The sequence below is a fragment of the Collibacillus ludicampi genome (assembly GCF_023705585.1).
Lineage (GTDB): Bacteria > Bacillota > Bacilli > Tumebacillales > BOQE01 > Collibacillus > Collibacillus ludicampi.
This window is the reverse complement of sequence record NZ_BOQE01000001.1, coordinates 1898446-1910841: the sequence shown is the minus strand read 5'-3', so window position 1 is coordinate 1910841 and position 12396 is coordinate 1898446. Positions and strand designations below refer to the sequence as shown.

Here is a 12396-nt window from a genome sequence, read left to right as displayed (position 1 = left end):
GCGATACGCCCATCCAAGCACTAGTTCTGTCTTATGTCTCCACTTGCTGCACCGGGCGATAACCCACGCCAAAGAGCCTCCCGGTACCACCACCCGGCAGACTCTTCGGCCTTGATTGTCTTACTGTTGTTCAGGTGAAGCAAACATGTGTTGTGCCTGATTCACCGCATTGGATGTGGTACGTCCAATTCCTTGCACGGTTTGATTGGCTGTCGACGTGATGGAAGACCAAGTAGTGGACACCGCCTTCCGTACTTTTGGAAAGATAGCGTATGCCAACATGCCGACAACGACCCATTCAAAAGGTTCCATTTCACATCCCTCCCCTGCTTGTAGTTTGACCATAAGATGAGGAATCATTCAGTTCTCTGCAGGAAGCTTAACCGGTCAGTATAGGTAACGGGGGGAACGTTTTTCTGTTTGCAGACGAACTCCGAAACTTCCGGACGAGCGTATCGACGAGTTGTGATATCGGTCTGTTCAACACTGAAACGGAATATCCGATTCCCAGAATCACCACCCAGTGTAACAAGGACAGCGGTACGGTTTGGAACAATGTTTGCAGAGGGGGTAGATACACGATTGAAAGAAGACCCGTCCAAGATACGGCCAAAGTGGCTGTCATGAATCGATCGCGCAACAGGTCGCCGCGCGCGCGTGAGGTATCGTCCAACCTGCGCCAATCAAGCGCCTGAATCAATTCACTGGCGCAGAGTGACATGAACGCCAAAGTACGCGCCAACATGAGGTTTCCTGTCCATGTCATTGTTCCGCAAAATACACCCATGGTTGTCAGACCGATGATGATGCCTCGGGAAATGATCTGCGTGATCAAGCTGCGATCGGTCACGTCGCGTGTGATCTCCATGCTGAGATTTTGCGGCTCCTGCCTCGGATTTCCCATTGCCAGAGCGATCGATGGAAGAGCATCCGTAAACAGGTTGATCAATAGAATCTGGATCGGCACCAAAGGCAAAGGCATTCCTGCCAATACAGCCAATGTAGCGTAGAGCACTTCTCCGAGGTTCCCGCTCAATAAATAACCGATTGCCTTGCGAATATTGCCCAGTACAGTGCGCCCCTCTTGCACACCTTTGCAAATGGTAACAAAGTTATCATCCGTAATAATCATGGAAGACGCTTGTTTGGTTACTTCCACTCCCGATTTCCCCATCGCAATCCCTACATCCGCACGTTTGACGGCCGGTGCGTCATTGACCCCATCTCCGGTCATCACGACGATTTCGCCCCGTTTTTTGAATGCGGAGACGATTCGCAGCTTGTGATGAGGAGACACGCGTGCATATACGTCAACATTGGCGACCATCGCAGCGAGTTGATCATCACTGAGCTGATCCAATTCCACTCCTGTGAGAACTCGCCCGCCTCCTTCAAGGATTCCCAATTCCTGAGCGATCGCTGTTGCCGTCTTTGGATGATCGCCTGTGATCATGACGACTTTGATACCGGCATTTTTACAACTGAGAATACTTTCTTTCACTTGTTCGCGTGGCGGGTCAATCATGCCGATCAGACCGGCAAAGATCAGACGGTTTTCATCGATTTCATCATTGGATCGTTCTTCCGGATCCAACGGACGGTAGGCGACCGCCAACACGCGTAACGAACGGGACGTAAAATCTTCATTGCGCGCTTGTATCATCTCTCTCTGCGACTGTACCAGCGGTTGGATGTCTCCATCAACCAACACTCTGTCGCACATGTTCAAGACCTCTTCAATCGCGCCCTTGACGATGAGATGGCGATTGTTCTCCTGATCACCACAGATGACCGACATTCGGCGTCGTTCTGATTCAAACGGAACCTCTTTCATCCGTTTCCACGGTTTGCGGCTTTCTTCCGGCCAGATGCCTCCTTTTGCCGCCGCTACCAAGAGCGCCCCTTCCGTCGGATCTCCGCTGATCGTCCAACTGTGATCCGGTATCACATGTCCCTGAATGATTCCTTCCGAATATTCATGTTTTCCGTTATGTAGCAATTTCGCGTCGCTGCACAAAGTGGACGCCGTTAAGATCCATTTCAAGTCCGAAGTTTGCTGAACATCGATCGGACTTCCGTTTTCCGAAAACGTTCCGATTGGGGTGTATCCGTTTCCTGTCACTTCCCAGCTTCTTGCCGCGCTCGCGATCGCACGTACGGTCATTTCATTTTTTGTGAGCGTGCCGGTTTTATCTGAACAAATGACAGTCGCCCGACCGAGAGTCTCAAGTGCGGATAGTTTTCTCACCAGCGCATGTTTTCCGATCATCCTACGCATTCCGACAGCTAGCCCGATCGTGATCATGATCGGTAATCCTTCGGGTATCGCGGAGGTCGCGAGGCTCACACCCGTCATCAACATGTCAACGATCGGCATGCCACGGGCCAAACCGACCAGGATGACAAACACGCTTACGAGGATCGAACTCAAGACGAGGTATTGTCCGAGAATGTTTAATTTTCGTTGCAATGGCGTCGTCTCTTCCCTATGCTGTTGAACCATGGAGAAAAGCCGACCGATTTCCGTATCGATCCCTGTTGCTACAACCACTGCCCGCGCCCTTCCGCGCGTGACATGGCTGCCCATATAAAGCATATTGGTTCTGTCTGCCAGTGGCGTTTCGGAGTCGCAAATACCCGGTTTTTTCGCGACAGGAACAGACTCACCGGTTAACGATGATTCATCGACTTCCAGATTCCAGCAATCAATCAATCTCGCGTCGGCGGGCACTTGATCCCCGGGGTCGAGAATGATGATATCGCCGGGAACCAAAACATGGGCGGGCAGGATCGTTTCCTTTCCGTCACGCATCACCCGTGCAGTAGGAGCTGTCAATTCGCGTAATGCCCGTGCCTCATTCTCCGCTTTTCTTTCCTGAAATGTTCCAAGTGCGGCATTGATCGCAAGAACGCCCAAAATACTTCCTGCATCGAGGACACGGCCAAGCAGCAAGGCTACCAACGCCGATATAAGTAAGGTGATCGTCATGAAATTGGCAAATTGCCGTAAGAACAAACGCACCCAGCCCGGACGCGGAGCCTCAAAAAGCTGGTTCGGCCCATGGCGGGCTAATCGTTGATGAACTTCTCTCTCCATGAGACCGGAGACGGCGGTGCGTAACGATACGAACGTTGAATCGACGGTTTGGGTGTGCCATGGTTGAGAACCCGATGATTGTAAGGCTTCCGCAGCAGCCGCTTCTTTCTGCGCGGCCGCTAATTCGGCCAAGAGGTGCGAGTGATTCATTTGCTCACGAGCCAGTTCATCAAGAACCTCATAGATCCGATGAGGTTGCAAAATAGTCTCGTCAAAAAGAATCAGCACACGGCCGGTGACCGGGTTAGCCTCGACGTAAGTCACTCCCTCCAAGTGGAGTAAGCGTTTCTCGATCATATGCTTCCGTTCTCCGTTCCGTCTCAAGCCGTTCACTTGCAGGCGTAAACGTCCCGGTATCGGTCGGGTTCGGCTTCGTAATAATCTGCCGAGAAAATCGATCATCGAATCCCCCCTTTGCCGTAAGTAAGAGTTATTTTGAAAAGTGGGGATGATTTTTATACCATGGGAATTTTCTCATTCGTTTTCAGGGATTCATAAGAATGGGGCGTGTTCGCACACGCCCCTGTCAATTGTCGATTACGGAAGGACCGGGAGGCCTGGGATAGACGGAACGGATGGGATCCCTGGCACTGAGGGAATCGGAGGTTGAGGGTTCTCCGCTCGCAGATACCCCGGAACAAATAAAAAGAAAACCACAAAAATAATGAGAAATACCACGCCCCATCGAGCCCACTCGCCGTTTACCTCGTACATCAGTGATCGCCCCTTTTGTGCATGATAATCTTAATGAATGCACCAGAGCAGACGTCAGCAACATATATACGTCTAGATGAACGAATGATTGGTTATCTGCCGGTCATCCCATCGGAGAGACCGTTTCAAACAGTCCGAGAATAAACGGTTTTAGATCGATCAAACGCGGCGGTTCATTGATCGGATGTTCCGTCCCGGCGATCATGAGGGGAATCAGCGAATCGTATTTGTGCAGGGAGCCATGACACCCGCCGTTCAGATGCTTTGGGTAGTATCGGCAAAAAAATTCATAACGCGGTCGGGCGGTAATCACGATCATGGGAATCTCTTGCGAGTATAACGCGCCAAATAATCGTGAAAGCGCGTCGGGATAATCCCCGTAATGAATCGTTCCCTGATGCACGCGCAAATCCAACACAGCCGGTTCCCCCACAATTGTCCACTTGCTACCATAGATATCTACATGCGAGCCACCCGGTGCAAAATACAATTCCCCTCTTGATCCCCCCTGTTTTACCACAACCCCTCGGTCTTTCTTCCAAGCAATCAGGTCAATGCGCTCTTCTGTCATGAGCTGTTGCACCATTTCCTCCTGTTTCCCCTTCTTTAAAGGATAGAGGTAAGCGCTCCTTTCATTATTGCAGACCACAAGATCGTGATCGCCGACCTCTTCCCCTAGTTGAAGCACCCGGAACGGCCGCAAAAGGTGATCGAGATTAATGGTATACTCTTTGTTCGGTCCGATACGCGTTTGTCCATGATCACCGATGATGATGAATACGCATTGTACGATTGCTTCTTCCCAAGAACCGAAAGCGTTCAACAGTTCCTGAATGTGCCGATCCACACGGATTAACGACCGCTCGGCATGATCGGGATTTTTCTTATGTACCTCATGATCGTTGTCCGGAAGATAGACCAGCATAAAATCCGGTTGATCTTTGGAGAGAATGAGCGTTTTCGCAGCTTGAACGGCATAGCTATCATTAAAACCGCAGAATTTTCTCCAGCCTTTGAGATACCTTGGTATGGCGCGATTCAGGTTGTTCTGAGCAAGCGTTCCAAATGTCAAGATTTCAGGTCCGGAGATCTCGCCGTTTAGGCGAAACCCGCTGAGCACATTGAGCAAAAAGGGAAATTTGATTCGATGCTTCTTCCTTCCCCGATGCACAAGGGCATTGATGGAAGCTGTTTTTTTACCTCTATCTTCCAGTTCTTCAAATAACGTTGTCACCCCTTCGCTCAAATGGTTTTCGTTCAGGTGGTAAAGAACGTTACGAGTGCACGCGGTTAAGCCAAGTTTCCAAGCGCATCGCCAACCGTTCCAATAATCGATGACTCTCTGTTCTTGCGGATGAAACCAAATGATCCCCGGTACCCGGTGAACGTTGGGATACACCCCTGTCAGCAACGAGCTGTCAACCGAAGCGGTCATGGTAGGAAATACGGTAACAAACTCAGGCCAATATCTTCCGCGCTCCTTCAAAAACTGAAGTGCTGGAATCGATTTTTTCTGAATGCAAGATTCCAAAAGATGTGGCATTAATGAATCTACGAGTAGAAGAATGACCTTTTTCATGCCATCCTGCCCTTCATAACATGTAAGTATGTGTAACATTCCCAGTATTCCTCAAAAAATAAGATGTTATGAAACATTAACCGCTGAACCTTACCGTCGCTAGTAATGGTAAATGGTCGGACGCTTGGGGGAGAATGTTCATCATATGGACCGAAACCAACTGAAATTGGCGGCTTACAAAGATATAATCCAAGCGAATTTTGGGGCGTGTGGATGGGAACGTATAGAAAGGCCCTTGGTTTGTATGTTCACAAACATCGGTCAGATGACGGGTAATTTTCCTCCAGGCTTGCGAACCCGTCCTCATGTTCCAATCTCCCATGAGGATCACAGGTTGATGATCGGCCATCACTTTTTTTAAAATAAAATCCGTTTGCTTCTTATGAAAGATGGGATTCAGGCTGAGATGAGTGACATAGACTTTCACGGATTGATCGTTAATGTTCAGGTTCACTTCGAGCAAAGCGCGTCCTTCGATCATTCCGGGATAAAAATTCATGGCATGATTCTCGTGGGAAATGATCGGATAACGGGACAAAAAAGCGTTTCCATACTCTCTCAATCCGGTTGGCCGCTTCGTCCTTAATGTTAGCGCAGCGCCGAATGCCTCATGCATACCCAAGTATTGCGCAAGAAAGTTGATTTGATCCATAAAACTACTTCTTTTTGAAAAATGGCGATCCACTTCATTGAGACCGATCAGATCCGCTTCACTCTCGGCCAAAACGTCTGCGATTCGCTGCAAGTCGAACTGTCTGTCGGTTCCTTTTCCATGGCGGATATTAAATGTCATGATCTTTAGATTGGCGTCATTTCTGTCGTTCAGAAACTGCTTCACGGCCATCTCCTCCTTCTGCCTTAGTATGGCAAAAAAGGATCTGCGGTAACAAAAACACGGGTAATCGCGAAGAGCACCCGTGTTTCTGAAGTATCCCTAAATTCCCTTGTCGCCAACGAAACGATTCATTTCGTTTAGAGATTTATAGATGTTTCATTTAATACCCGGCTCCGTATCCGGGAACGAGGAGGAAGAACAGAACAAAGATGATCAGGAATACGACCGCCCAGCGCGTGTAAGCGCCGAAAGTTCCGTACATCACGACACCCCCTGTTTGCTTCATGTTTCAGCTTATGTTGGGGATACGAGCTAAGAAACGGCATGTGCCTTGATCCCCGCATGAATGGGGGTTTTACAAACAGAAAACCCGGTACTCTGTTCGGGCTTGACCACATTTAAATAGTCGGATCATCCTCTTCTTCTTTCCGGTGGAGATCGATGATAATTTCACCTTCCTTATTGACAGCCATGTACATGACATCCTCCAACCCTTTTCCCCCATACTCTCTGATCTGTTCAAAAAGCCATTTCTCGTCATATCCGGTACTGTCCAATTTGTCACGATCAACTTCGCCGTCCACGACCAACTCGATATAGGGCCCTTGACCTTCCGGTGACAGGTCGGGCCCTTTCACAAGATCCTCTTTCGAGACTGACTGCGCCGCCTGAATCGGTAAAATGCTCAAGTTTCCCGTAGGTTCCAGAATCGCGTATTCAATCTCGGAATATGAAAAAAAACCTTTTTCCCGAAGCAACATCATCAGTACATCGATATTCAACTTCGTTTTCCGCAAGTTATCCCGTAGTAAAACCCCTTTGTGGATGATCACAATCGGTTCACCGTTTGCGATCCGGCGAAAGGTGCGGCTTTTTAAAGCGAAATAAGCGGCGATGATGGTGGCAGCCGTGAACATGACAAGGGTATAACAAGAAGAAATCCAATCTTTGAGATTGGTGGTTGCCATCATATTTGCCGCCAGGTTTCCCATGCTTGCACCAGCTACCCAATTAAACATCGTTAACTGGGTTAACTGTGTGCTTCCGATCCAACGAACCAGCATGAGAAGAATGACAAAAGTAATCATTGTGCTGAGGGTAAGAAACAACCACGAGATTTGCATCATGAACACCCATTTTTTCTAGTTTTCTGCAGCCATATTTTCCCCTTCTGCTCCTGATTCATACAAGATCGACCACACAAATACGGAACCGAAAGAGAATATTGTAGATCACTTTTTCAGCGGAAGGTCTTTTACGTTCCATTCATGAGAGCTGACATCTACACGAAGACAGACGCTGATAGATTATGATTGATAGATGGAAGTGGAATTTAAGAAAAATAAGGCCGCTGTTTAGTCCATGCTATCTACTTGATACGTATACTTACATTACAAATGAACATGAAGGACAAACAAAAGGGAGTGAAAAGAACCTACCACATATGAGCAGCAGGTCTTCTCCGGAAAAGTAGACTGTTTTGCTCTAAGGAGTGAAAAACTTGAATGCATGATTTAACGGTTCTGATCACCGTGCTTTCTTTTTTATGTACGATTTCATTTATTTTCTGGAGACCTCAAGTGAATGAAGCGATACCGGCCACTTGTGGTGCATTGGTCGTCATCCTGAGCGGGAGTGTTTCATTCTCGGATTTGGGGAAAATCAGTGAAACCATTGGGGGAGCCGCAATCACCATCATGGCGACGATCGTCATGGCGATCGTATTAGAAAGTTTCGGTTTTTTTCATTGGGCAGCTGAAAAACTTGTTGAAAAAGCGAAAGGGTCAGGAATACGACTTTTCTGGTATGTCAATCTTTTTTGTTTTCTCATGACTCTTTTTGTTAACAACGATGGCAGTATTTTAATCACGACACCTATCTTGTTAATGTTACTTCATAACTTAGGGCTCAAAAACCATCAAAAAATCCCCTATTTATTATCAGGAGCGTTAATCGCCACTGCGTCCAGTGCCCCTATTGGAGTCAGCAACATCGTGAATTTGATCGCTTTAAAAATCGTGGGAATGGATCTATATATGCACACGGCGATGATGTTCATTCCCGCTACCCTGGGGCTTGTCCTGCTTTTGATTCTCCTGTTCGCTAACTTCTATCGCGTGTTGCCTCGCAGGTTACCCAAAACCACACCAGGGTTCTTGGCCCACTCTCCAGCACCAGGCAGTCACCCATTAAAGGGAGATTCCTCACCCATCCCCATGGAGCACCGAACAAAATTTATGCGTAACATCCTGATTTTTGTCTTTTGCGTCCGTGTAAGTCTCTTCGTCGCCTCCTACTTCCACATCCCCGTTTCACTCGCCGCCGTTGGCGGTTCCCTCGCTCTTCTCGGTTGGCGTTGGTATCGTTTAGGCATTTCCCCTGTTGATATGATGAAAAAAACACCCTGGTATATACTGGTTTTCGCCTTTAGTATGTATGTGATTATCTACGGACTGCACAACATCGGATTGACCGATTGGCTCATCCGTTTCCTCCAACCGATCGTTTCCGTCAATTTGCTCCGCGCGAGTATCATGATGGGAATCCTTGTGACCCTCATGTCCAATTTCTTCAACAATCATCCCGCTTTGATGGTCGGAACCATCACCCTAACCGGTATGGGACTGGATCCACTCATACTGAAAATCTCGTATCTTGCAAGTGTGATTGGCAGTGATATGGGTTCCCTTTTATTACCCATCGGAACTCTAGCTACACTGATGTGGATGCACATTCTCAAGAAAGGGAAGGTAAAAGTAACCTGGGCTCAATATCTGAAAGTAACTTCGATCGTGATTCCCATCACTACGTTGTTTACGCTTGTTATTCTGGCTTATTGGGTATCTTGGATTTTCTAAGTTTTTGATCAAGTTTAAAGGAGGTATCACTATGAACGATCTTCAACAATGGATTGGAAAACAAATGAATATTGAAATTTCAGGGAAAAAAAGGTGCAAAGGGATCCTCATCGACTTCGGATCCGATATCGTCGTTATCTATGATGGACAACAGTTCCTTTATATTCCGCTCGTCCATATACAGCACATGGAACTCAGCTTACCCACTGATGAAATCATTGAGAATCCGAATCACGTTCCGTTTGATAAACTGGGAGAAAGCTTCTCTTATCGAAAGATGCTCGATCATGCTAAAGGACGTTTTGTGGAGATTTATGTGACAGGCAACAAATCCATCCATGGTTATCTCACGAATCTTATGAACGATTACTTCGTTTTCTATTCCCCTATCTATAAAACAATGTATATCTCCCTTTATCATCTAAAATGGTTAATCCCTCACTCAAGTCAAGTGCTTCCTTATTCACTAAGCACACAATCGGTTCCATTGAATCCATCCCTTGCCTCTTTACCTCAAATCATGAAGGATTTATGTAAAAAATTAGAAGGAAAACTTGTGATTTTCGATCTTGGAGATCATCCCCATAAAACTGGACTGCTTAACAGATTCGATCCCAACAACCATCTGATCGAGATGGTGATCGCGAATGGTGAAACAATCTATTGGAATTTTCAGCATCTTAAGACCCTGTCCCTTTGTGATTAATGGAGGTTATCCCTGCCAATTCTCATTCGATAGATGGGAATTGGCTTTTTGTTCGAATCAGCTGCGGCAGCGTGAGCAGCACCGTAGTATCCCGAACACCTTCGTTTACTCCAGACGTTCGAGCGATCGCCTTGACAAAATCATGCAAGCCGGGAAAATGACGAGCATCATCATCATGACGGCAACGACAATCCCCGAATCATTCACACATAAACCGACACATGCACCCGATGTGATCCCTGTCACTGATATGTAAAGAAAAGGGAATTCCCTTCGTACCCGTTCCTTCACTGAATTCCTTAGGGACAAGAAGATGAGAAAGAGACTTAAAAGGACGATGAACACAGGACCTAAAAATGTCCAATTGATCACCCGCCAACTGGTAAGCAGTTTTCGTAGGATCGTTCTTTCCATCTCTCCGCTCCCCTGTTGCCAAACCGTGCGAGCCGCTTGGGAAATATGGGTGGGAAGCGCGAGATCCGGATGATTGAACACGAGAAGGATGACGAGAGCGGCCAACATGCTCAAGCTGAGAACTCCCCATCCTGCAAGCGTCCATCGTTTTTTCTTGAGCAAAAACAATGTCACCGAGAAGGCGGCGGCTGCAGTCAGTGCCCCTCCCGCGTTTGTCCCCAAACGTGGAGAAGCAAAGAAATAAAGGAGAAACAGAAAGAATCCCGCAAAAGTAACAGTGATCGCTTTTCTTCGCTGAGGAAATGCCTCTAACAGACAGCCGAAAGATAAAAGTACCGTCCCAAGAGTATAGCCCATGTATTCGTTTCCGATCCCGTAATATCTCGCACCGACGATCGGGTCATAGGAAAGAATCGATTGTGCGGCTAAATGCCCGCCTGTCCCGACATCCGCCACAACCACGGCTGCTGTCAGAAGACTGAGAGCGGCCAAACGGAGATAACAGGAACGAAACAAAGAAATACCTGCTAATACAGCTGCAAGCATAAGTCCGCCGGCCACAAACGCCCCCTGCCAACTGGTCGCGGGAAAAAGGGGCAAAAGCAGCCATATGAGCGGTCCGGCTAATAAGGAAAAACCCAAACACTCCGCCAAAATCAAGGAAACAACCTGCATGCCTATCCACGCTCGAAATACGAAGAATAGCAATACACATAACGAGAAAATCCCGAAACCAACCATCACTTTTGGACGCAATGAAAATGTCCTTGCAGTTTGCAAGGCAAGAACGTTCGTCTTGTCCAACGGGTACTCCGTTTGGATCCCTTGCATCGGGTGGCCTAACATCTGTGGAGGGGATGGTATCCCCAAATGCCATAGAACGGTCGGTGCCACATCCAAATTGGAGACAATCCCTTCCCTCCTGGTCGTTGGTGAAGTCAACAGAGATGCCTGTTTGACCGCTCCGCCGCGCATGATCAGCGGAGCTAACCATTCCGCACGAGAAACGGACTCCTCGGATACGCGGGGTGTAACCATCATAACAAGCGTTTCTGCGTTGGCCTCCCGCAAACATAGGTCGATCAGTTGATCGGTTTCCCGCAAAACCTTTCGCCGCAATTGTTCAAACTGATTCCGTGTCAACTGTTTCCGATACGCGTCCAGACGGGAAAGATCCCCTGCATCGATGATCGTAACATCATGACTTTCAAGAGTCTTCCCAAGGATATCACTCACCTTTGTCACGTCCATCCTCAACCCGAAAGGGCGGGCGGGATCCGCGATCAAGACATCCTTGCTTATCATGGAGCCTAACGGGATGCGTCCCTTTCCATCGATGGCGAACATGGCACCATACCGTTTAACCGTTTGTCCCTCATCCATCCCGCCGATCACAACCGTCCGTATTCCGCGGCGTTCCCACTCATTGCCCGTTAAACCAAGTGAAGAGGCATAAGGGAGCTTTTCAAGCGCATGTCTGAAATCGGGTGTGTTCACAAGAATGGGGCCGGCTGCTGTCTGACCCGTTCGTTCCTCATAAAGGAGATGAGCGGTCAAGCCCTCCCCTGTCCTTTCTTCAGGATTATAAATTTGCGGAGGTTTCTTCGTGGTTGTCGGCACTCCCAGCGCTAATGTCAGGTATGTATTCACATCATTCTTCGCTCCGCCCGTATTGCTATTCATCAATCCGAGCGCGCTTCGTTTCGCCCATTCTTGAACATGGGGCATATCCTCGCTGACAAGATCATGAAACCCCAGCCGATTGACCAGCAAAAGGATGACCTTTTTATGCGGATGAGGATGATCGAGAATTGCAGAGTGGATGTCTGCAAGCGCCGATCCAGAAGTCCCGCCGATGAACAAGGCGATCAACCATATGGATAGAAAGATTGTAGGAAAACGGTTCACGATAACGACACCTTCACTTTTTCATTTATTTTCCACAATGGTCAGATGAACTATTCACAAGCGATCAATTGACATCATCGGATGAAAAATGCGACAAATCCACACTATCCACATATTTATCCACAGTACCAGCCGGCGTTTGACGTGCATGTTCCGACTTATCCACATTAAACGACGAAGTTTAACATAAAATATTGCTGATTTTTGTCGATAAAAAATATAAGGTTCTGCTTGCAGTTATCCACGTTATCCACAAATACCTGTGGATAGTGGATAAATTATCTT

At 47.7% G+C, this 12396-nt stretch carries 8 protein-coding genes; 2 read left to right on the top strand and 6 right to left on the bottom strand.

Annotation, left to right across the window (positions count from 1 at the left end):
- Nucleotides 1-120: 120 nt before the first annotated feature.
- The 5 genes from DNHGIG_RS09615 to DNHGIG_RS09595 all read right to left on the bottom strand — a co-directional run bounded on the left by DNHGIG_RS09615 (nt 121) and on the right by DNHGIG_RS09595 (nt 7349).
- Nucleotides 121-312, bottom strand: coding sequence for a hypothetical protein (locus DNHGIG_RS09615; RefSeq protein WP_282199431.1), 192 nt, complete (start codon nt 310-312; stop codon nt 121-123).
- 67 nt (nt 313-379) lie between these two features.
- The gene (locus DNHGIG_RS09610; protein ID WP_282199430.1) at nt 380-3499 is read right to left on the bottom strand and encodes a cation-translocating P-type ATPase; all 3120 of its coding nucleotides are present in this window, start codon (nt 3497-3499) and stop codon (nt 380-382) included.
- A gap of 415 nt (nt 3500-3914) precedes the next feature.
- Nucleotides 3915-5429: an alkaline phosphatase family protein gene (locus DNHGIG_RS09605; RefSeq protein WP_282199429.1), complete on the bottom strand. Its 1515-nt coding sequence runs from the start codon at nt 5427-5429 to the stop codon at nt 3915-3917.
- A gap of 37 nt (nt 5430-5466) precedes the next feature.
- Nucleotides 5467-6228, bottom strand: coding sequence for an endonuclease/exonuclease/phosphatase family protein (locus tag DNHGIG_RS09600; RefSeq protein ID WP_282199428.1), 762 nt, complete (start codon nt 6226-6228; stop codon nt 5467-5469).
- A gap of 395 nt (nt 6229-6623) precedes the next feature.
- Nucleotides 6624-7349, bottom strand: a complete 726-nt coding sequence (locus tag DNHGIG_RS09595) for a DUF421 domain-containing protein (RefSeq protein ID WP_282199427.1) — start codon at nt 7347-7349, stop codon at nt 6624-6626.
- 381 nt (nt 7350-7730) lie between these two features.
- Between DNHGIG_RS09595 and DNHGIG_RS09590 the strand changes: the two genes are divergently transcribed.
- Both DNHGIG_RS09590 and DNHGIG_RS09585 read left to right on the top strand, forming a co-directional pair.
- Complete coding sequence (locus tag DNHGIG_RS09590; protein WP_282199426.1) at nt 7731-9083, top strand: arsenic transporter; 1353 nt, start codon at nt 7731-7733, stop codon at nt 9081-9083.
- A gap of 31 nt (nt 9084-9114) precedes the next feature.
- Nucleotides 9115-9789 carry a YwrJ family protein gene (locus DNHGIG_RS09585; protein WP_282199425.1) on the top strand — a complete coding sequence of 225 codons (675 nt, stop codon included), beginning with the start codon at nt 9115-9117 and terminating at the stop codon, nt 9787-9789.
- Between the two features lie 105 nt (nt 9790-9894).
- Here DNHGIG_RS09585 and DNHGIG_RS09580 read toward each other — a convergent pair whose 3' ends face one another.
- Nucleotides 9895-12111 (bottom strand): hypothetical protein, encoded by a 2217-nt coding sequence (locus DNHGIG_RS09580; protein ID WP_282199424.1) that lies wholly within the window; start codon nt 12109-12111, stop codon nt 9895-9897.
- Nucleotides 12112-12396 lie beyond the last annotated feature (285 nt).